Here is a 20,867-nt window from a genome sequence, read left to right on the forward strand (position 1 = left end):
TCAGGCCTTGATGCAATCGACGGTATAGACCCGCCCCTGTTCGCGGGTCTCGTGCTGCAGGCCATGCACGTCGGCGACAAAACCCGGAAACCCCGTGTCAAAGGCTGCAGCAAAGGCCAGGTAATCAATGATCGCGTGCGTTGCCTCGGTAAAGCGCTCGCCGGGCATGATCAATGGAATGCCCGGGGGATAAGGCACCAGCATCACCGCGCAAATGCGCCCCAGCAGTTGATCGATCGGTACGGCTTCCACCTCCCCACGCACCAGCTTGTCGTAGGCATCTGCGGGCTTCATCACCACCTCCGGCAAACGGGTGAACAAACGCTTCAACTGCTTGGCGGTGGCGTTGCTGCGATAGCAGGCATGCAGTTGGTCGCACAGGTCACGCAACCCCAATCCCTGGTAACGCACGGGGTCCAGCTGGGCGACACAGGGCAGGCAGTCGAGCAGGTCGGTATTGGCGTCATAGCTGCGCTTGAATTCCAGAAGCTCGGTCAACAAGGTGCTCCACTTGCCCTTGGTGATGCCCATCGAGAAGAGCACCAGAAAGGTGTAGAGCCCGGTCTTCTCCACCACCAGCCCCCGTTCCCAGAGAAACTTGCTGACCACCGCGGCCGGAATACCGTGCTCGCTCAAGGCACCGCCAGCGCTGAGGCCGGGCATCACCAGGGTGACCTTGATCGGATCGAGCAGCACGTAGTCATCCCCGACATCGCCAAAGCCGTGCCATTCGGCCTGCGGCTGCAGCAGCCAGTCCGCGGTGCGCACCTGGTGCGCGCCTTCGACCTGCGGTGGCTGCCAGATACTGAACCACCAGTCATCAGTAGCGAGGTGCTCGCGCAGCTTGGCCATTGCCCGGCGAAACCCCAGCGCCTCATCGAACATTTCCTGTAGCAGCGAACGGCCAGCCGGGCCTTCCATCATGGCTGACGCCACATCCAGCGAGGCGAGGATGCTGTATTGCGGTGAGGTGGATATATGCATCATGAAGGCTTCGTTGAAGCGATCGCGGTCCAGTTGTCGGGCACCGCCGTCCTGCACATGAATCATCGAGGCTTGGCTGAAGGCTGCCAGCAGCTTGTGGGTCGAGTGAGTACTGAACACCAGGGGGCTGTCGGCGCTGCGTGAGGTACCCATGGCGAATCGACCGGCAAAGAATTCGTGAAACGCCGCATAGGCATACCAGGCCTCATCAAAATGCAGCACCTCGACGCTATTGCCGAGCACCTGCTTGATCAGCTCGGCGTTGTAGCACAGGCCGTCGTAGGTCGAGTTGGTCACCACCGCCATCTTGACCTTGGCAATGCGTCCCTTGGCCAAGGGGTTACCATCGATCTTGGCGCGAATGGAGTCGGGGCTGAACTCGCTCAGGGGAATCGGCCCGATGATGCCCAGTTCGTTGCGCTCCGGGCACAGGTACAAGGGGATGGCACCGGTCATGATGATCGCGTGGACCACCGACTTGTGGCAGTTGCGGTCCACCAGCACCAGGTCATCGCGCCCGACCATCGAGTGCCAGACGATCTTGTTGGCAGTTGAGGTGCCGTTGATCACAAAGAAGGTGTGATCGGCGCCAAAATTCTTTGCCGCCCGCGCTTCGGCTGCCGCCAAGGGACCGGTGTGGTCCAGCAGCGAACCCAGTTCAGGCACCGACACCGACAAGTCCGAGCGCAACGTGTTCTCACCAAAGAACTGATGGAACGCCAGGCCCACCGGGCTTTTCCGGTAGGCCACGCCACCACCGTGCCCCGGCGTGTGCCAGGAGTAGTTGGATTGCGCAGTGTGCTGCACCAGCGCCCTGAAAAATGGCGGCAGCAGCGCGTCCAGGTAGGTGTGTGCTGCGCGCGCCACCTGGCGGGCCAGGAAGGGGACGGTGTCCTCGAACAAGTAAAGAATGCCGCGTAGCTGGTTCAGCTCACTCATCACGTCGGCAGGGGCGTTTTCCAGTGTCACTTGCTCGCCCAGCGCGAAGATCGGCAAATGCGGCGCACGCAGCCGGGCCAGGCGAATCAGATCGACCAGGTTATGCAAGAGGTGGGGGTTTTCTTCGGCGCCTTCGGCAGCGATCAACATGCAGGCGAGGCCGTGATGACTAGATACGACCTGGCGGCCTTCGGCGTAGTCGGTGGCGGCAAGAATGGTGAAGCCGTCCTGGGCCAGCTCCTGGGCAATACCGCGGACACGCTCGCCGGCTACCGTATCGGCCTTGATATCGCGGTGAACGATCAGGACAGGAAACTTGAGGTCCTTGTACATGAGGGGGTGCCTGCTCCGAATGACGGGTCGGTCATTTCAGGGTAGAAGCTGGCTGCCCCCCTTGCGCGGCGATTGCCTCAGTTGGCCTCGGACATCTGCTGCCACAATGCCGGGCTACCCGCCGATTTGGCGACAGCCTCCAGGCGTGCTACGTGGGCTTCCAGTTCTTGCTCGGTAACGCGGATGATCCGCCCCGGCTGACGACCCACGAGGCGGCGGATTTCGCTGCCGCGACTGTTTTCACTGTTTTCCTCGCCATCAGCCCCCTGCCCGGCCAGCGACAAGCTGGTCTGGCCACCGGTCATGTTCAGGTAAACGTCGGCCAGCAGCTCCGAGTCAAGCAAGGCGCCGTGCAGGTCGCGACCGGAGTTGTCGACGCCATAGCGTTTGCACAGGGCGTCGAGGCTGTTGCGCTGCCCTGGATGACGGCCACGGGCCATCACCAGGGTATCGAGGATGGTGCAGTGCTGGGAGATATCGGCGCGATCAGGTTGGCCGACCAGGGCGAACTCGTTGTTGATGAAGCCAACGTCGAACGCCGCGTTATGGATGATCAGCTGGGCGCCCTGGATGAAGTCGAAGAACTCATCGGCGACTTCGGCAAAACGAGGTTTGTCGACCAGGAAAGCGTCGGTGATGCCGTGAACGCCAATGGCGCCCTCGTCACTTTCGCGGTCCGGCTGCAGGTAGACGTGAAAGTGCCGTCCGGTGAGGCGCCTGCCGATCAGCTCGACACAGCCGATCTCGATGATCCGGTGGCCGTCGGTAACCGGCATACCGGTGGTTTCGGTGTCCAAGACGACCGACCTGTTGTTCTGAATCTCCACGCCGGTGGTCTCCTGTTGCGTACAGCGGTCTGGTGAAAGCCGGGCATTCTACCTCAGCGTGATGCCGGTGTGCGTTTCAGCGGCCACGCAGCTCTTCGACGCCGCGGTTGGCCAACTGGTCGGCACGCTCGTTGCCGTGATGGCCCACATGCCCGCGCACCCACTTCCAACTCACCTTGTGTCGATTCACCTGCTCATCGAGCAGTTGCCAGAGGTCGGCGTTTTTCACCGGTTCCTTGGCAGCGGTCTTCCAGCCGCGCTTCTTCCAGTTGACCATCCACTCGGTGATGCCCTTCATCACATACTGCGAGTCGGTGACCAACAACACCTCGCATTCGCGCTTGAGCGCTTCGAGCCCCTTGATCGCAGCCATCAGCTCCATGCGATTGTTGGTGGTGTTGGGCTCGCCGCCCCACAACTCTTTCTCGACGCCCTTGCACACCATCAGCACACCCCAGCCGCCCGGGCCGGGATTGCCCTTGCAGGCACCATCGGTAAAGATTTCGACGCTATCGCTCATGTACAGCCTATTTAACAGTGAGGACACCCGCACCCAAGGGGCTCGGGCTCAAGGTTCGGAATGGCGCCGGTTGACCTTGGCCATCGGCAATGGCAGCAGTTTGCCCATCGGCTCGCGGCGCTCCAGGCGCAGCGGTCGCAAGCCAACCACCATCTTGCGCGCCACCAGCAGGTAGACACCGCCGCCGGCACCCTGCCAGCCACCGGCAATCCGCTCCCAGCCAGCCAGGCGCTGCTGCCAGGCGGGGGACGCGAGCGGCGGACGATAGCACCCGAAGCGGCGTTTCTCCAGCGCAAAGCCCAACAGGTTGAGCCAGTCACCGACCCGCGAAGGGGAAATGCAGCGGGCCTTGCGCAAGGCATCATGGGCGAACACGCGACGCACGCCCCAGCTGCTCCAGGGATTGATCCCGATGATCAGCAGGTGACCACCCGGACGGACGCTGCTGGCCGCTTCGCGCAACAACCCATGGGGCGAGAGGCTGAAGTCCAGGCCGTGCTGGAGCACCACCACGTCGGCCGCATGCTCGCTCAGCGGCCAGGCCTGCTCTTCGCAGACGATCTCCACGCCCGGCAACGGCGCGCCCAGACGCACGTTGCGCTGCACCTGCGCAGCCTTGGGTGGCGCTTCGGCGCAAGGGCCGTAATGCACCAGGTAACCACCGAAGTAGCGCCCCAGTTCTTCTTCGAGCAAGCGTTGTTCTTCGTGAAGCATCAACTGCCCCAGAGGGCCGGCGAACCAGTCGCGGGCCAGGCTGATCAGCTCCAGCCACTGCGGATCGGCCTGGGCAAAGGCTTGATCGGTCATTGCAGTCTCCCTTGAAGGTTCTCGACAGCGTGCATAGCTACTAAGATGCACCCATGTCCAACGTTTGGCGAATCGCACCATGATACAGATCGATGCCCTGCCCGCTTTCACCGATAACTACATCTGGTTGTTACAGGATTCTGCCAACCAGCGCTGTGCAGTGGTCGACCCGGGCGATGCGGCGCCGGTACTGGCCTGGCTCAAAGGCCATGCGGGGTGGCAACTGAGCGACATTCTTGTCACCCATCACCACCATGACCACGTGGGCGGTGTCGAGCAGCTCAGGGCCGCCACGGGTGCCCGGGTGTGCGGCCCCGCGCACGAGCGCATCCCCGGCCGTGACTTGGCCCTGGACGATAACGCCAGCGTGCGCGTTCTGGGCCTGGAATTCCAGATCATTGCAGTGCCCGGCCATACCCTCGGGCACATTGCCTATTATTGTGGGCAAACTGCCACGCCACTGCTGTTCTGTGGCGACACCTTGTTTGCTGCCGGCTGCGGCCGCCTGTTCGAGGGGACGCCCGAGCAGATGCACCACTCCCTGGAGCGCCTGGCAGCGTTGCCTGCCCAGACCCTGGTGTACTGCACCCACGAATACACCCTGAGCAATCTGCGCTTTGCCAAGGCAGTGGAGCCGGAAAACCAGCACATTGCCCAACGCTTCGACGACGTTACCCAACTACGCGCACACGATCGCATCACGTTGCCCTCAACCCTGGCCCTGGAAAAGCTCACCAATCCCTTCCTGCGTACTGCCGAAACATCCGTTAAAGAAAAACTAGACGAACGGACCGGCCCGATAAACCCCACTCCAAGTGCTGTTTTTGCTGGGTTGAGGGCGTGGAAGGACAAGTTCTAAACAGCCGCTGCTAGGACCCGGAAGTTCTCAAAGGTTGACCACAGGGGGGCTGCTTTCTAGAATCGCCCGACATTTTTGCCCGGAACTTTGTCCCAGCCAATGTCGTCGACTAGCCGCAGAACCTTCAATTCCGTCACCCTGACGCGCCTGGCCCAAGCCAGTGCGCTGGCCCTGGCCGCCACCCTCGTGGGCTGCCAGAGCACCCGTCAGATCGACGAATCCGAGAGCGTTCGCGCGCACAACTACCAGGCGCGGATGAAGCAAAAGCCGGTGTTCGTCCCGGTCAAGCAAGCCGAGCAGGCGCCCCAGGATGTCTGGGAACGCATGCGCCAGGGCTTCGCCCTGCAAGACGACATGGCCGTCAACCCGCGCATCGAACAACAACGCCTGTGGTTCGCCAGCAACCCCTCCTTCCTGGAGAACGCCGGCGACCGTGGCAGCCTGTACATCCATTACATCGTCGAGCGCCTCGAAGAGCGCAACATGCCGCTGGAACTGGCCCTGCTGCCAGCCATCGAAAGCGCCTACAACCCGATGGCCTATTCGCGGGCCCATGCAGTGGGGTTGTGGCAGTTCATCCCGTCCACCGGCCGCTATTTCAACCTGCGCCAGACGCGTTTCTATGATGGTCGACGCGACATTACCGCCTCGACCAACGCCGCACTGAACTACCTGACCCGCCTGCACGACATGTTCAACGGCGACTGGTTGCTGGCCCTGGCCGCCTACAACGCCGGCGAAGGCACGGTCAGCCGGGCCATCGAGCGCAACGAAAGGCTCGGCCTGCCGACCGATTACTGGAACCTGCCGCTGCCCCAGGAAACCCGCGACTACGTGCCCAAGCTGCTGGCCCTGTCGCAAGTGGTCATGACACCACAAGCCTATGGCGTCAACCTCAACCCGATTGCCAACGAGCCCTACTTCGAGGCCGTCGCGATCAAGGACCGCCTGGACCTGTCGCGGGTCGCGGCCCTGGCCGAGATCGACGAAGACGAGCTGTTCCAGCTCAATCCGGCGTTCAAGAAACGCATGACCGTCGACGGTCCCCAGCAACTGCTGGTACCGACCGCCAAGGCGCAACTGCTGACCGCCAGCCTGTCGAACATGAAGCCTGAAGAGCTGCTGTCGTTGCAGCCGAAAAAAGCCGTGTTCGAGGCTGCCCTGGCCGAAGCCTCGGCGCCCAAGGCAAGCCGCAACAGCCGCTACCGAGTCAAGCGTGGCGACAGCCTGGGCGCGATCGCCAGGGCCAACAAGGTCAGCGTCAAGGACCTGCAACGCTGGAACAAGCTTTCCGGTCATAGCCTCAAGGCTGGCCAGACCCTGGTGATGCAGGGTGCCCAGCCTGTCCAGGGCAAGGACTCGAAAAAGCCTACCCAGTACAAGGTCCGCAAGGGCGACTCCCTGTACCTGGTCGCCAAGCGCTTCAACGTTGAGATGCAACACCTCAAACGCTGGAATCCACGCAGCGGCCACGCCCTCAAGCCGGGCCAGACCCTGACCGTCTACGTACCGCATTGAGCACCCGGCGCCAGCCAATGACTGGCGCGGCATCAAGCATCCTGGCGGCCTCTTTTTCCAGCCGATACAAGCTGTTACTGTAGTTGGAACAAAGCCCAAGCCGCCTGGATCGGATCGCCGACTTGATACGTCCCCTCCTGTTGCTGTCATTCAGCCTGGCCTTGAGCTTTCCTGCGGGCGCGACAATCACCGAAAGCCACGGTTACGCCCAGTTTGGCACGCTCAAGTATCCAGCCAAATTCACCCACTTCGACTGGGTCAATCCGCAAGCGCCCAAGGGCGGCACCTTGCGTGCCATGGCTTTTGGCACCTTCGATACCCTCAACCCCTACACCTTCAAGGGTTCAAGCCCGGTCACCACCCCTAATTTCCTGCAGTACGGGGTAAACGAGTTCAACGAAACCCTCATGGTCGGCACCGGCCAGTACGACCCCTCAGGCGACGAACCCACCTCCAGCTATGGCCTGATCGCCGGCTCGGTCGAGTACAGTGACGACCGCAGTTGGGTGGTGTTCAACCTGCGCCCTGAAGCCCGCTTTCACGACGGGCACCCGATCACCGCCGACGACGTGGCATTCTCGTACCGCACGCTGCTCAAGGAAGGTCACCCGATCTACCGCACCAACCTGCAGGAAGTGCAGCGAGTCGACATTCTCAACCCGCGCCGTATCCGTTTTGTCTTCAAGCGCGCCGGCAACCCCCTGCTGATCCTGCGCCTGGGTGAAATGCCGGTGTTGCCGGCACACTACTGGAAGGGTCGCGACTTCAAGGCCACCACCTTCGAGCCACCGCTGGGCAGTGGCCCGTACCATATCACCCAGGTCCAGCCCGGGCGCCGGCTGGTATTCGAGCGGGTCAAGGACTACTGGGGCAAGGACCTGGCCGTCAATCGCGGCAAATACAACTTCGCTAAGGTCGAGTACGAGTTCTACCGTGACGCTGCCGTGGCCTTCGAGGCGTTCAAGGCTGGCGAGTTCGATATCTACATCGAGCACCAGGCCAAGAACTGGGCCAATGGCTACAACTTCCCGGCCGTGCGTCGCGGCGAAGTGATCAAGGCGCAGATACCGCACAAGATCCCGACCCAGACCCAGGGCTTGTTCATGAACAGCCGCCGCGCTGCCTTCAGCGATGCGCGGGTACGCCAAGCCTTGAGCCTGATGCTGGATTTCGAGTGGACCAACCGCGCCCTGTTCAGCAGCGCCTACCGTCGCGCCAGCAGCTATTACCCCAACAGCGAGTTTGCTGCCAGCGGCCTGCCGGTGGGTAAGGAATGGTTGCTGCTGGCCCCCTATCGCGACCAGTTGCCCGCCGCCCTGTTCACCGAGCCTTACAAGGTCAGCCATACCGATGGCCGCGGCATCAACCGCCAGACCCTGCGCCAGGCGCTGAACCTGCTGGCCCAGGCCGGCTGGAAACTGAACGGCCAGCGCCTGCTCGACAGCCATGGCAAACCGTTGAAGCTCGAATTGCTGCTGGTTAATCCGAACCTTGAACGGATCCTGCAACCTTATGTCGAAAATCTCGCCAGCATCGGCATCGAAGCGCGCTTGCGCACTGTCGACCGGGCCCAGTACAAACAGCGCCTGGACCAATTCGACTTCGACATGATTCTGATGACATTGAACCAGACCCTCAGTCCCGGCCTTGAACAATGGTTGTACTTTCACTCAAGCCAGGCCACGACCAAGGGCAGCAAGAACTATGCTGGCGTGAAGGACCCGGTGGTCGATCACCTGCTCGACACCCTGCTTGCCGCCCAGAGCCGCGATGAACAAGCGGCGGCGGCTCGCGCCCTGGACCGGGTATTGCTCTGGCACTACTACATGATCCCCAACTGGTACCTGGACAATCACCGCCTGGCCTACCGCAACCGGTTCGCCTTCGTCACCACGCCGCCCTATACCCTGGGGCTCAACAGCTGGTGGATAAAGCCTTCGGAGAAAGCCCAATGATGTCACTGCAAAGCCTTCGCCTGAAGGCCTGCGCCTTGCTGCTGGCCTGCTTCAGTGCCCAGGCGCTGGCCGCCCCGCAACATGCCCTGACGCTGTACGACGAGGCCCCGAAATATCCGGCCAACTTCAAGCACTTCGACTACGTCAACCCGGATGCGCCCAAGGGCGGTACCTTCCGCCAGGCTGGCTTTGGCGGCTTCGACAGTCTCAACCCTTTCATCAACAAGGGTGTGCCGGCCGATGACATCTCGCTGATCTACGACACACTGATGACTCAGAGCCTGGATGAGCCGTTCACCGAGTACGGTCTGGTCGCAGGCAAGATCGAAAAGGCGCCGGACAACAGCTGGGTGCGTTTCTACCTGCGCCCCGAAGCCCGCTTTCATGATGGCCATCCGATTCACGCCGACGATGTAGTGTTCACCTTCAACACCCTGATCAAGAGCGGCGCACCGTTGTTTCGCAACTATTACGCCGACGTTGCCGAAGTCATCGCCGAAGACCCGCAGCGCGTGCTGTTCAAGTTCAAGCACAGCAACAATCGCGAGTTGCCATTGATCCTCGGCCAGTTGCCGGTGCTGCCCAAGCACTGGTGGGAAAACCGCGAGTTCACCAAGGGCAACCTGGAAATCCCGCTGGGCAGCGGCCCTTACAAGGTTGCCGATGTCAAAGCCGGGCGCTCGATCCGCTACGAGCGGGTCAAGGACTACTGGGGCAAGGACCTGGCCGTCAACCGCGGTTTCTATAACTTCGACGTCATGACCACCGACTACTACCGTGACAGCTCCGTGGCACTTGAGGCGCTGAAAGCCGGTCAGTTCGACTATCGCCTGGAAACCGCAGCCAAGAGCTGGGCCACCGCCTATGATGTGCCCGCCGTGCGGCAAAAACGGCTGATCCTCGAAGATCTGCCCAACGGCAACCCGACCGGCATGCAGGGCTTTGTCTACAACATCCGCCGCCCCGTATTCCAGGACGTGCGTGTACGCGAGGCGCTCAGCCTGCTGATGGACTTCGAGTGGACCAACAAACAGCTGTTCAATGGCGCCTACACCCGCACCGGCAGTTACTTTGAAAACTCGGAGATGGCCGCCCGGGGCCTGCCGGATGCCGCAGAGCTGAAAATCCTCGAACCGTTGCGCGGCAAGATTCCCGAGCAAGTGTTCACCCAGGCCTTTGCCAACCCGGTCACCGATGGCAGTGGCATGATCCGCGAGCAACAACGCAAGGCCTACAAACTGCTGCAGGATGCCGGCTGGCGCATCGTCGACGACAAGATGGTCGACACCCAGGGCAAGCCGGTATCCATTGAGTTCCTGCTGGCCCAGACCGAATTCGAGCGTGTCCTGCTGCCCTTCAAGCGCAACCTCGCCGACCTAGGCATCGACCTGGTGATTCGCCGGGTCGACGTCTCCCAGTACATCAATCGCCTGCGTTCGCGTGACTTCGACATGATTGTCGGTGGCTACCCTCAGTCCAATTCGCCTGGCAACGAGCAGCGCGAGTTCTGGCAGAGTGCTGCGGCCGACAATCCCGGCAGCCGCAACTTCATCGGCTTGAAGGACCCTGCCATCGACAGCCTGGTCGAAGGCCTGATCAACGCCGACTCCAGGCAAAGCCTGATCGAGTACTGCCGTGCCCTGGACCGGGTACTGCAATGGGGCTACTACGTGATCCCCAACTGGCATATCAAGACCTGGCGGGTGGCTTACTGGAACCATATCGGTCACCCGAAGGTGTCGCCCAAGTACGACATCGGCATCAATACCTGGTGGATAAAGCCTGACGTCCAACCCGCCGTGCAACTGACACCTGCACCTGAAGCGCCACCTGCAGAAGGTGCACACTAGGATGCTGGCCTATATCTTTCGCCGCCTGCTGCTGATCATCCCGACACTGCTGGGCATCCTGATTATCAACTTCGTGATCATCCAGGCCGCCCCGGGTGGCCCGGTCGAGCAGATGATCGCCAAACTTGAAGGCTTCGAGGGCGCCACCAGTCGCATCGCCGGCGGCGGTGCCGAGGTTTCGGTAGCGGGCTCCAACTATCGGGGCGCCCAGGGACTGGACCCGGCCCTGATCAAGGAAATCGAAAAGATGTACGGTTTCGACAAGTCGGCGCCGGAACGCTTGTGGATCATGATCAAGAACTACGCCCGGCTGGACTTTGGCGACAGTTTTTTTCGCGACGCCAAGGTCATCGACCTGATCATCGAGAAGATGCCGGTGTCGATTTCCCTGGGGCTGTGGAGCACCCTGATCATGTACCTGGTCTCGATTCCCCTGGGGATTGCCAAGGCCACCCGCCACGGCAGCCATTTCGACGTCTGGACCAGCTCGGCGATCATCATCGGCTATGCCATTCCGGCGTTCCTGTTCGCCATCCTGCTGATCGTGGTGTTCGCAGGCGGCAGCTACCTGGACTGGTTCCCACTTCGCGGCCTGACCTCCAACAACTTCGACGAGCTGAGCACCACCGGCAAGATCCTCGACTATTTCTGGCATCTGGTTCTGCCGGTCACGGCCCTGGTGATCGGCAACTTCGCGACCATGACCCTGCTGACCAAGAACAGCTTTCTCGACGAGATCAACAAACAGTACGTGGTCACCGCCAAGGCCAAGGGGCTGAGCCCTAACCGGGTGCTCTACGGTCATGTGTTTCGCAACGCCATGCTGCTGGTGATCGCCGGTTTCCCTTCGGCCTTCATCGGCATCTTCTTTACCGGCTCCCTGCTGATCGAGGTGATCTTCTCCCTCGACGGCCTCGGCCTGATGAGCTTCGAGGCAGCCATCAACCGCGACTACCCGGTGGTCTTCGGCACCTTGTTCATCTTCACCCTGCTGGGGCTGGTGGTGAAGCTGATCGGCGACCTGACCTACACCCTGGTCGATCCACGCATCGACTTCGCCAGCCGGGAGAACTGAGATGAACTTGTCCCCTCTCAATCGCCGGCGCTTCGAGCGCTTCAAGGCCAATCGCCGTGGCTGGTGGTCGCTGTGGCTGTTCCTGATCCTGTTTGGTCTGAGCCTGGGCGCCGAGTTGATTGCCAACGACAAACCGCTGGCCGTTCGCTATGACGGTGAGTGGTATTTCCCGGCGCTCAAGCGCTATCCGGAAACCACTTTTGGCGGTGAGTTCCCCCTGGAAGCCAACTACAAGAGCCCTTACATCCGCGAACTGCTGGCCGCCAAGGACAGCTGGGTATTGTGGGCACCAATCCCGTTCAGCTACCAGAGCATCAACTACGACCTCAAGGTACCCGCCCCCGCACCGCCCTCGTCACAGAACTGGCTGGGCACCGACGACCAGGGCCGCGACGTGCTCGCGCGGGTGATCTACGGCTTTCGCATCTCGGTGCTGTTCGCCCTGACCCTGACCATTCTCAGCTCGATCATCGGCGTGCTTGCCGGCGCGCTGCAGGGTTTCTACGGCGGCTGGGTAGACCTGGCCGGGCAGCGCTTCCTGGAGATCTGGTCTGGCCTGCCGGTGCTGTACCTGCTGATTATCCTCGCAAGCTTCGTCCAGCCCAACTTCTGGTGGTTGCTGGGCATCATGCTGCTGTTCTCCTGGATGAGCCTGGTGGACGTGGTGCGCGCCGAGTTCCTGCGCGGGCGCAACCTTGAATATGTGCGGGCAGCACGTGCCCTGGGGATGCAAGATGGCCCGATCATGTTCCGCCACATCCTGCCCAACGCCATGATCTCGACCATGACCTTCATGCCGTTCATCCTCACCGGCGCCATCGGCACTTTGACCGCCCTGGACTTTCTTGGCTTCGGCCTGCCACCGGGCGCACCGTCCCTGGGCGAGCTGGTTGCCCAGGGCAAGTCCAACCTGCAGGCACCCTGGCTGGGCATCAGCGCCTTCGCCGTGCTGGCCCTGATGCTCAGCTTGCTGGTGTTTATCGGTGAATCCGCCCGCGATGCCTTCGACCCGAGGAAATGACATGAGCAACGAAACCTTGATCGAAGTGCGCGACCTGGCTGTCGAGTTCGTGAGCGGCGAGCAGGTCCAGCGCGTGGTCGAAGGCATCAGCTTCGACATTCGCCGCGGCGAGACCCTGGCACTGGTCGGCGAGAGCGGCTCGGGCAAGTCGGTCACCGCCCACTCGATCCTGCGCCTGCTGCCCTACCCCCTGGCCCGGCACCCGTCCGGCACCATTCATTACGAAGGCAAGGACTTGCTGACCCTGGACGAGAAGCAGATGCGCCGCATCCGTGGCAACCGCATCGCGATGATCTTCCAAGAGCCGATGACTTCGCTGAACCCGCTGCATAACATCGAAAAGCAAATCAACGAAATCCTGTTGCTGCACAAAGGCCTGCGTGGCAAGGCGGCCACTGAGCGCACCCTGGAGCTGCTTGACCTGGTAGGCATACCCGAGCCACACAAACGCCTCAAGGCCCTGCCACACGAGCTCTCAGGCGGTCAGCGGCAACGCGTGATGATCGCCATGGCCCTGGCCAACGAACCCGAGCTGCTGATCGCCGACGAACCGACCACGGCCCTGGACGTAACCGTCCAACTGAAAATCCTCGAACTGCTCAAGTCGCTGCAGGCGCGCCTGGGGATGGCCCTGCTGCTGATCAGCCATGACCTCAACCTGGTCAAGCGCGTTGCCCACCGAGTCTGCGTGATGCAGCGTGGCTGTATCGTCGAGCAAGCCGACTGCGCGACCCTGTTCAAGAGCCCGAAGCACGCCTACACCCAGATGCTGCTCGGCGCCGAGCCTAGCGGTGGCCCGGCTGACAACCCCGCCGGAAAACCCATGCTGGAAGTCAGCGACCTGCGCGTGTGGTTTCCAATCAAGAAAGGCCTGTTGCGCCGCACCGTCGATCACGTCAAGGCAGTCGATGGCATCAACTTCAGCCTGCCCCAGGGCCAAACGCTGGGGATCGTGGGTGAGAGCGGTTCAGGCAAGTCCACCCTCGGCCTGGCCATCCTTCGCCTGCTTGGCAGCCAAGGCGACATTCGCTTCCAGGGCACCGCACTTCAGGGCTTGAGCCAACAGCAAGTGCGTCCGCTGCGCCGGCAGATGCAGGTGGTCTTCCAGGACCCGTTCGGTAGCCTCAGCCCGCGCATGTGTGTCAGTGATATCGTAGGCGAAGGGCTGCGCATCCATCGCATCGGCACTGCGGCGGAGCAGGAAAAGGCCATTATTGCCGCCCTGCACGAAGTGGGGCTCGACCCCCAGGCCCGCCACCGTTATCCCCATGAATTCTCCGGCGGCCAGCGCCAGCGCATCGCCATCGCCCGGGCACTGGTACTCAAGCCGGCACTGATCCTGCTCGATGAGCCCACCTCGGCGCTGGACCGTACCGTGCAGCGCCAGGTGGTCGAGCTGCTGCGCTCACTGCAGACCAAGTACAACCTGACCTACCTGTTCATCAGCCACGACCTGGCGGTGGTCAAGGCATTGAGTCATCAACTGATGGTAGTCAAGCAAGGCAAGGTGGTGGAGCAAGGCGCAGCGGCAGATATCTTTGCCGCCCCGCAACATACCTATACCCGGCAACTGCTGGAGGCAGCCTTCCTGGCCCCGACAACACCGTAAGCGCATCACCTGACGGGAGTAGCCGCGGCCAAGGCACGAGGCTGCAATCGACTGCAAAGCAGTGACACACCTGCCCGTTCCGGTGTTGCGGTCGTTTCACGACCGATCGCAGCCTGGCGGCAGCGGCTAAGCTCCACAGAAACAGAAAAGGCCGCTTGCGCGGCCTTTCCTGTTTAAAGCGACAGCACTCAGTAGCGAGTGATGTCTGCCTTGGTTTCCAACTGCTTGCGGTACGCCGCAAAGTCCTGCTGGCCAGCACGGGAAGCGAGGAACTGGCGATAATTCGCCTTCTCTTCTTCGGTGGCTGCAGCACCTTCGTTCACACCGTTCAGGCGCAATACCACCAGGCTGCCGTCATTCAGCGTGACACTGCCGTAGACCGGCTTGTCCTTGGCTTCAGGCTTGCCCATGCGGAACAGTGCCTGCAGCTCGACCGGATCAATACCTTCCTGGCTGCGCGAAACCGCCTCTTGAACCTTCCAGCTCTGGCCTTCCTGGGTAGCGGCCAGCGGAATGCTGCCGTCACGCAGGCCTGCGATCAGGGCATCAGCCTTGGCTTTCACCGCGGCGGTAGCCTGCACCTGGGCCAGGTGCTTGCGGATGCTGTCCGAGACCACATCCAGGCTCAGTTGCTCTGGCTTGCGGTGCTCTTTGACGCGCAGCACGACTATCGTTTCCGGGTCCAGCTCGATAGCGGTGCTGTTGGCACCCTCTTCCAGGACTTCGGCACTGAAAGCAGCCTGGATCACCGCACGGTTGGCAGTGATGCCGTCGCCACCTTCACGACCGAACGCAGGTGCAGTTTGCACTTTCAAGTTCAGTTCCTGAGCCGGCTGGGCCAGGTCGGAGGCTTCGAACGCCGCGTCTTCGAGCTGCTTGGTCACCTCGACAAAGCGCTGCTCGACCTGCTGGGTCTTGAGTTCGCCAGTCAGTTTGTCTTTCAGGCTGGCGAAGCTCGGCACTTCAGGCGCCTGAACGTCGAGCAGCTTGATCAGGTGGTAGCCATATTCGGTACGTACCGGCGCCGAGACCTGATCCTTGTTCAGCGCGTACAGCGCTTCTTCAAAGGCAGGATCGTAGACACCCTGGCCGGCGTAACCCAGGTCACCACCGTTGTTGGCCGAGCCCGGGTCTTGGGAGAATTCCTTGGCCAGCGCGGCAAAGTCTTCACCCTTGGCCAGGCGCTGCTGGATTTCTTCCGCTTTTGCCTTGGCCTGCGCATCGCTCACCTTGTCAGTGACTTCGATGAGGATGTGAGCGGCATGACGCTGCTCGGCAAGGTTGGCGATCTCTTTCTCGTACAGTGCCTTGAGCTCGTCTTCGTCAATCTTGACCTGGTCGAAGAACGAGGACTTTTTCAGCTCGATGTAGTCGATGACGACCTGATCAGGGCTCATGAATTCCTTGGCGTGTTGATCGTAATGCGCCTTGATCTGCTCGTCGGTGACCTTGACCGCAGCGGGGTCGGCCTTGAAGGTCAGCGAAGCGAAATCACGGGTCTGCTTTTCAAGGCGTGCAAAGGCGTTGACCTGATCATCGGTGACGAAACCGCTGCCGGCGAGGCCTGCACGCAGTTGGCCGATGAGCATTTCCTGGGCCAGCATTTCACGGAACTGCAGACGGCCGTAGCCCATCTGGCGAATGACCTGGTCGAAACGGTCGGCACTGAACTTGCCATCCTCCTGGAACTCCGGCGTTTGCAGGATCAGTTGGTCGAGTGCGGCTTCGGAGAAAGCGAACTTGGCGTCTTCAGCGCCCTGGAGCAGCAACTTGCGGTCGATCAGCCCCTTGAGTGCCGCCTCACGCAGCAGCTTCTCATCGAGCAGCGCCGGATCGAAATCCCGGCCCAGCTGTTGCATCAGCTGCCGACGTTGCATGTCGACGGCCTGGCTCAGCTCGTTCTGGCTAATGGTGTCCCCATTGACCTTGGCAGCATCCTGGCTGTTGGTGGTGGCCTGGAAGATGGCATCGAAGCCGGTCAGCGCCATCAAGGCTACGATGACACCGATGATGGTCTTGGCAATCCAACCTTGTGAATTGTCCCTGATATTCTGCAGCATGCGTCCCCCAGAAACGGTTTTACTGAATAAACAACCGTGGAGCGTGGGTAGAGTCCTGATAGAAGAAAGGCGCATCCGAGGATGCGCCTTCTCGTAACCAGCTGAACATCGGATGCCTTATGGCGCTTCCCGACATTCAGCAGCCAGGCCAGGCAGGTGCCTGGCCTGGTTAGGCGTAAGCCTGAAGGAAGTGACTTAGTTGACGGCTTCTTTCAGTGCCTTGCCAGCCTTGAAGCCTGGCTTCTTGGCAGCAGGGATTTCCAGAGTCTTGCCGGTTTGCGGGTTGCGGCCGGTGCGAGCTGGGCGATCGGTGACGGAGAAGGTACCGAAACCTACCAGTACCACGGAATCACCTGCCTTCAGGGCGCCGGTGACGGATTCGATTACTGCGTCCAGCGCCTTACCAGCGCTAGCTTTCGAAATATCAGCAGATGCGGCGATAGCGTCAATCAGTTCCGACTTGTTCACTCTAAGTCCCCTTATATCTCTATTGAGTTTGTTTCTAAGTATGTAATGAAAAGCTTAACGAGCGCTGGGTGGCCTGTTGACACTTAAGTGCCGCTTTATAACAAGGGCCTGAAAATACTGTCAAGAAAGCCCCCCAGCCGAATACGTACTAATGCGTGCTAATTCTTTCCTTGGAATCGCTGTCGCGCTTTTCATCCTTGGCGACAATCTCGGGAGCCACATCTGGCAAGGGCTCCGGGGCGTATTGCAGCGCAATTTGGAGGACTTCGTCAATCCATTTGACCGGTTTAATCTGTAGATCCTGCTTAATATTCTCAGGAATTTCCTTCAGATCACGCACATTCTCTTCCGGAATGATCACGGTCTTGATTCCACCGCGGTGCGCCGCCAGCAATTTCTCTTTAAGCCCGCCAATGGCAAGCACCTGCCCACGCAGGGTGATTTCACCGGTCATGGCCACATCGGCCCGTACCGGAATCTGCGTCAGGGCCGAAACCAGGGCGGTACACATGCCGATACCGGCACTTGGACCATCCTTGGGCGTGGCGCCTTCAGGCATGTGGATGTGGGTGTCGCGCTTCTCGTGGAAGTCGGCAGGAATGCCCAGGCTTCTCGCCCGGCTGCGCACCACAGTCTGCGCGGCAGTGATCGACTCGACCATCACATCGCCCAACGAGCCGGTCTTGATCAACTGGCCCTTGCCTGGAATCACCGCCGCCTCGATGGTCAGCAACTCGCCACCGACCTGGGTCCAGGCAAGGCCCGTGACCTGGCCAACCTGGTCTTGCTGCTCGGCCAGGCCGTAACGGAACTTGCGCACCCCAAGGAAGTGCTCCAACTGCTCACCTGTGACCTTGACCGCCACCTGCTTGAGGCCGGCATGCTCCTTGACCACCTTGCGGCAGACCTTGGCGATCTGGCGCTCAAGGCCCCGCACACCGGCTTCACGGGTGTAGTAGCGGATGATGTCGCGGATGGCCGTCACGTCGACTTCCAGCTCGCCCTTCTTAAGGCCGTTGGCCTTGATCTGCTTGGGCGTCAGGTACTTGACCGCAATGTTGATCTTTTCGTCTTCGGTGTAACCCGGCAGGCGAATGACTTCCATCCGGTCCAGCAGCGCTGGCGGAATGTTCATCGAGTTGGAGGTGCAGAGGAACATCACATCGGAAAGGTCGTAGTCGACTTCCAGGTAGTGATCGTTGAAGTTGTGGTTCTGCTCGGGATCGAGCACCTCAAGCAGCGCCGAGGCTGGATCGCCACGCATGTCGCTGCCCATCTTGTCGATTTCATCGAGCAGGAACAGTGGGTTGCGTACGCCCACCTTGGTCATCTTCTGAATCAGACGACCCGGCATCGAACCGATGTAGGTACGACGATGGCCACGAATCTCGGCCTCATCACGCACACCGCCCAGGGCCATGCGCACGAACTTGCGATTGGTGGCGCTGGCAATCGACTCGGCCAGGGACGTTTTACCAACACCCGGCGGCCCAACCAGGCACAACACCGGACCGCGAATTTTCTTCACGCGCTTCTGTACGGCGAGGTACTCAAGGATGCGCTCCTTGACCTCCTCCAGACCGTAATGGTCAGCATCGAGGATTTCTTCAGCCTTGGCCAGGTCCAGGCGCACCTTGCTCTGAGCCTTCCACGGCACTTGCACCAGCCAGTCCAAGTAAGAGCGCACCACGGTGGCTTCGGCAGACATCGGCGACATCTGCTTGAGCTTGTTCAGCTCGGCCTGGGCCTTGGCATAGGCATCCTTGGGCAGGCCAGCGGCGTCGAGGCGCTTTTTCAGCTCTTCGACTTCGTTGTGCCCTTCCTCGCTGTCGCCCAGCTCTTTCTGAATGGCCTTCATCTGCTCATTCAGGTAGTACTCGCGCTGGCTGCGCTCCATCTGCTTCTTGACGCGACCGCGGATACGCTTCTCGACCTGCAGCAGGTCGATTTCAGCATCCAGCAAGGCCATGACATGCTCGACACGGGTCGGCAGGTCGAGGATCTCGAGAATTTCCTGCTTCTGCTCGATCTTCAGGGCCATGTGCGCGGCCATGGTGTCGACCAGGCGCCCTGGCTCATCGATGCTGTTGAGCGACGACAGGACTTCAGCCGGGACCTTTTTGCCCAGCTGAACATATTGCTCAAATTGTGACAGCAAGCTACGAACGAAGACTTCAGACTCGCGCTCGGCGGTCTGCGACTCGTCGATCAGCGAAACTTCGGCACGGATATGGCCGTCGACTTCGTTGAAACGCTCAACTGCACCGCGCTGCTCGCCCTCGACCAGCACCTTGACGGTGCCATCGGGCAGTTTGAGCAGCTGCAGGACAGTAGCAATGGTACCGACGCGGTACAGGGCGTCTTCGCCTGGATCGTCGTCAGCGGGGTTCTTCTGGGCCAGCAGGAGAATCTGCTTTTCGCCCGTCATGGCGGCCTCGAGGGCTTCGATGGACTTCTCGCGACCCACGAACAGTGGGATAACCATGTGCGGATAGACGACGACATCGCGCAATGGCAAAAGAGGCAAGTCGAGGGTGGTCTTCATGATTTCGCCTCTACAGCGGCCTTGTGGCCGGAAACCGATGGAATTTGAGCGTGAAGTTAATGTGGGGGCAGGCCCGCAAAAAAACAAGCTCCACGACAGGAAAAGCAAAGGGGCCCGAAGGCCCCTTGCAGATTCGAGCCGTTTGGCGACTCAGACGTCGGGTGCAGCTTTGGCTTGCGGCTCGCTGTTCTCATAGATCAACAGCGGCTGCGAAGAGCCATCGATGACGCTCTCGTCGATCACCACCTTGCTGACATCCTTCTGCGAAGGAATCTCGTACATGGTGTCGAGCAGGATGCCTTCGAGGATCGAGCGCAGGCCACGAGCACCTGTTTTGCGCTCCAGGGCCTTGCGGGCCACGGACTTGAGCGCGTCGCTACGGAACTCCAGGTCCACACCTTCCATTTCGAACAGCTTGGCGTACTGCTTGGTGAGGGCATTCTTCGGCTCGGTGAGAATCTGCATCAAGGCAGCTTCGTCGAGCTCGTCGAGGGTTGCCAGCACTGGCAGACGACCGACGAATTCCGGGATAAGACCGAACTTGACCAGATCGTCAGGCTCGACCTCACGCAGCGATTCACCAACCTTCTTGCCTTCCTGCTTGCTGCGCACTTCGGCACCAAAACCGATGCCGCCGCGGGTGGAGCGGTTCTGGATGACCTTTTCCAGGCCTGAGAACGCACCACCACAGATGAACAGGATGTTACGCGTATCGACCTGCAGGAATTCCTGCTGCGGATGCTTGCGGCCACCCTGCGGTGGTACCGAGGCAACCGTGCCTTCGATCAGCTTCAACAGCGCCTGCTGCACGCCCTCACCCGAGACGTCACGGGTGATGGACGGGTTGTCCGACTTGCGCGAGATCTTGTCGATTTCGTCGATGTAGACAATGCCCATCTGGGCCTTTTCCACGTCGTAGTCGCACTTTTGCAGCAGTTTCTGAATGATGTTCTCGACGTCCTCACCCACATAACCGGCTTCGGTCAGGGTGGTGGCATCGGCGATGGTGAACGGTACATTCAACAGACGCGCGAGGGTTTCGGCGAGCAGGGTCTTACCCGAGCCCGTCGGACCGATCAGCAGGATGTTACTCTTGCCGAGCTCGACGTCGTCGTTCTTCTTGTCGCGTTGGTTCAGGCGCTTGTAGTGGTTGTACACCGCTACGGCCAGCACCTTCTTCGCACGCTCCTGACCAATGACGTACTGGTCCAGGATGGTGCTGATTTCTTTCGGCGAAGGCAGTTTATGCGCGCTGCTTTCGGCCTGGGCTTCCTGCACCTCCTCACGGATGATGTCATTGCACAGGTCGACGCACTCGTCGCAGATAAATACCGAGGGGCCGGCAATCAACTTGCGCACTTCGTGCTGGCTTTTGCCGCAGAAGGAGCAATAGAGCAATTTGCCGTTGTCCTCGCCGTTACGGGTGTCAGTCATTCGATCGATCCAATCCGGTAGGCTTGCAACACAAGATGAAGGCAATTGCGGGCTTTTTCAAGT

The 20,867-nt window shown here is 60.7% G+C and carries 15 protein-coding genes; 7 read left to right on the forward strand and 8 right to left on the reverse strand.

Features of this window, described 5'->3' with window-relative positions; genetic code table 11:
- The 4 genes from H621_RS0121210 to H621_RS0121225 all read right to left on the reverse strand — a co-directional run bounded on the left by H621_RS0121210 (window position 1) and on the right by H621_RS0121225 (window position 4,410).
- Window positions 1-2,256, reverse strand: a complete 2,256-nt coding sequence (locus tag H621_RS0121210; protein ID WP_028945289.1) for an arginine/lysine/ornithine decarboxylase — start codon at window positions 2,254-2,256, stop codon at window positions 1-3.
- A gap of 77 nt (window positions 2,257-2,333) precedes the next feature.
- A complete protein-coding gene (dnaQ, locus tag H621_RS0121215) occupies window positions 2,334-3,083 on the reverse strand; it encodes a DNA polymerase III subunit epsilon (RefSeq protein ID WP_028945290.1) in 750 nt (249 codons plus the stop codon).
- Window positions 3,084-3,159: 76 nt separating this feature from the next.
- Window positions 3,160-3,603, reverse strand: a complete 444-nt coding sequence (rnhA, locus tag H621_RS0121220) for a ribonuclease HI (RefSeq protein ID WP_028945291.1) — start codon at window positions 3,601-3,603, stop codon at window positions 3,160-3,162.
- A 48-nt stretch (window positions 3,604-3,651) separates the two neighbouring features.
- Entirely contained in the window at window positions 3,652-4,410 is a 759-nt protein-coding gene (locus H621_RS0121225; RefSeq protein WP_028945292.1) for a methyltransferase domain-containing protein, read from the reverse strand.
- A 79-nt stretch (window positions 4,411-4,489) separates the two neighbouring features.
- On the opposite strand from H621_RS0121225, the gene gloB reads away from it, so the two are divergent.
- The 7 genes from gloB (at window position 4,490) to H621_RS0121260 (ending at window position 14,297) form a co-directional block, all read left to right on the forward strand.
- On the forward strand, window positions 4,490-5,269 hold the full coding sequence (gloB, locus tag H621_RS0121230; RefSeq protein ID WP_028945293.1) for a hydroxyacylglutathione hydrolase: 780 nt from the start codon (window positions 4,490-4,492) through the stop codon (window positions 5,267-5,269).
- Between the two features lie 99 nt (window positions 5,270-5,368).
- Complete coding sequence (locus tag H621_RS0121235) at window positions 5,369-6,787, forward strand: transglycosylase SLT domain-containing protein (protein WP_028945294.1); 1,419 nt, start codon at window positions 5,369-5,371, stop codon at window positions 6,785-6,787.
- Between the two features lie 122 nt (window positions 6,788-6,909).
- The gene (locus H621_RS0121240; protein ID WP_028945295.1) at window positions 6,910-8,742 is read left to right on the forward strand and encodes an extracellular solute-binding protein; all 1,833 of its coding nucleotides are present in this window, start codon (window positions 6,910-6,912) and stop codon (window positions 8,740-8,742) included.
- Window positions 8,739-10,592, forward strand: coding sequence for an extracellular solute-binding protein (locus H621_RS0121245; protein ID WP_028945296.1), 1,854 nt, complete (start codon window positions 8,739-8,741; stop codon window positions 10,590-10,592). Before H621_RS0121240 ends, H621_RS0121245 begins: the two co-directional genes overlap by 4 nt.
- 1 nt (window position 10,593) lies before the next feature.
- The gene (locus tag H621_RS0121250; protein WP_028945297.1) at window positions 10,594-11,667 is read left to right on the forward strand and encodes a microcin C ABC transporter permease YejB; all 1,074 of its coding nucleotides are present in this window, start codon (window positions 10,594-10,596) and stop codon (window positions 11,665-11,667) included.
- Window position 11,668: 1 nt separating this feature from the next.
- Window positions 11,669-12,688: an ABC transporter permease gene (locus tag H621_RS0121255; protein WP_028945298.1), complete on the forward strand. Its 1,020-nt coding sequence runs from the start codon at window positions 11,669-11,671 to the stop codon at window positions 12,686-12,688.
- Window position 12,689: 1 nt separating this feature from the next.
- Window positions 12,690-14,297 carry an ABC transporter ATP-binding protein gene (locus tag H621_RS0121260; RefSeq protein WP_028945299.1) on the forward strand — a complete coding sequence of 536 codons (1,608 nt, stop codon included), beginning with the start codon at window positions 12,690-12,692 and terminating at the stop codon, window positions 14,295-14,297.
- 188 nt (window positions 14,298-14,485) lie between these two features.
- Here the strand turns inward: H621_RS0121260 and H621_RS0121265 are convergent, their stop codons facing one another.
- From H621_RS0121265 to clpX, 4 genes are all read right to left on the reverse strand, one after another.
- On the reverse strand, window positions 14,486-16,357 hold the full coding sequence (locus tag H621_RS0121265; protein WP_028945300.1) for a SurA N-terminal domain-containing protein: 1,872 nt from the start codon (window positions 16,355-16,357) through the stop codon (window positions 14,486-14,488).
- A gap of 195 nt (window positions 16,358-16,552) precedes the next feature.
- A complete protein-coding gene (locus H621_RS0121270) occupies window positions 16,553-16,825 on the reverse strand; it encodes an HU family DNA-binding protein (RefSeq protein WP_010224366.1) in 273 nt (90 codons plus the stop codon).
- A gap of 148 nt (window positions 16,826-16,973) precedes the next feature.
- Window positions 16,974-19,370 carry an endopeptidase La gene (lon, locus tag H621_RS0121275; protein WP_028945301.1) on the reverse strand — a complete coding sequence of 799 codons (2,397 nt, stop codon included), beginning with the start codon at window positions 19,368-19,370 and terminating at the stop codon, window positions 16,974-16,976.
- Window positions 19,371-19,520: 150 nt separating this feature from the next.
- Complete coding sequence (clpX, locus tag H621_RS0121280) at window positions 19,521-20,804, reverse strand: ATP-dependent Clp protease ATP-binding subunit ClpX (RefSeq protein ID WP_028945302.1); 1,284 nt, start codon at window positions 20,802-20,804, stop codon at window positions 19,521-19,523.
- Between the last annotated feature and the right edge of the window lie 63 nt (window positions 20,805-20,867).

The organism is Pseudomonas vranovensis DSM 16006 (genome assembly GCF_000425805.1).
GTDB lineage: Bacteria > Pseudomonadota > Gammaproteobacteria > Pseudomonadales > Pseudomonadaceae > Aquipseudomonas > Aquipseudomonas vranovensis.

What these genes read in the sequence shown, in the direction of transcription:
- clpX (WP_028945302.1), bottom strand. Translation starts at nt 20,804, where the DNA reads ATGACTGACACCCGTAACGGCGAGGACAACGGCAAATTGCTCTATTGC.
- gloB (WP_028945293.1), top strand. Translation starts at nt 4,490, where the DNA reads ATGATACAGATCGATGCCCTGCCCGCTTTCACCGATAACTACATCTGG.
- H621_RS0121265 (WP_028945300.1), bottom strand. Translation starts at nt 16,357, where the DNA reads ATGCTGCAGAATATCAGGGACAATTCACAAGGTTGGATTGCCAAGACC.
- H621_RS0121225 (WP_028945292.1), bottom strand. Translation starts at nt 4,410, where the DNA reads ATGACCGATCAAGCCTTTGCCCAGGCCGATCCGCAGTGGCTGGAGCTG.
- H621_RS0121255 (WP_028945298.1), top strand. Translation starts at nt 11,669, where the DNA reads ATGAACTTGTCCCCTCTCAATCGCCGGCGCTTCGAGCGCTTCAAGGCC.
- H621_RS0121210 (WP_028945289.1), bottom strand. Translation starts at nt 2,256, where the DNA reads ATGTACAAGGACCTCAAGTTTCCTGTCCTGATCGTTCACCGCGATATC.
- H621_RS0121250 (WP_028945297.1), top strand. Translation starts at nt 10,594, where the DNA reads ATGCTGGCCTATATCTTTCGCCGCCTGCTGCTGATCATCCCGACACTG.
- lon (WP_028945301.1), bottom strand. Translation starts at nt 19,370, where the DNA reads ATGAAGACCACCCTCGACTTGCCTCTTTTGCCATTGCGCGATGTCGTC.
- rnhA (WP_028945291.1), bottom strand. Translation starts at nt 3,603, where the DNA reads ATGAGCGATAGCGTCGAAATCTTTACCGATGGTGCCTGCAAGGGCAAT.
- H621_RS0121245 (WP_028945296.1), top strand. Translation starts at nt 8,739, where the DNA reads ATGATGTCACTGCAAAGCCTTCGCCTGAAGGCCTGCGCCTTGCTGCTG.
- H621_RS0121235 (WP_028945294.1), top strand. Translation starts at nt 5,369, where the DNA reads ATGTCGTCGACTAGCCGCAGAACCTTCAATTCCGTCACCCTGACGCGC.
- H621_RS0121260 (WP_028945299.1), top strand. Translation starts at nt 12,690, where the DNA reads ATGAGCAACGAAACCTTGATCGAAGTGCGCGACCTGGCTGTCGAGTTC.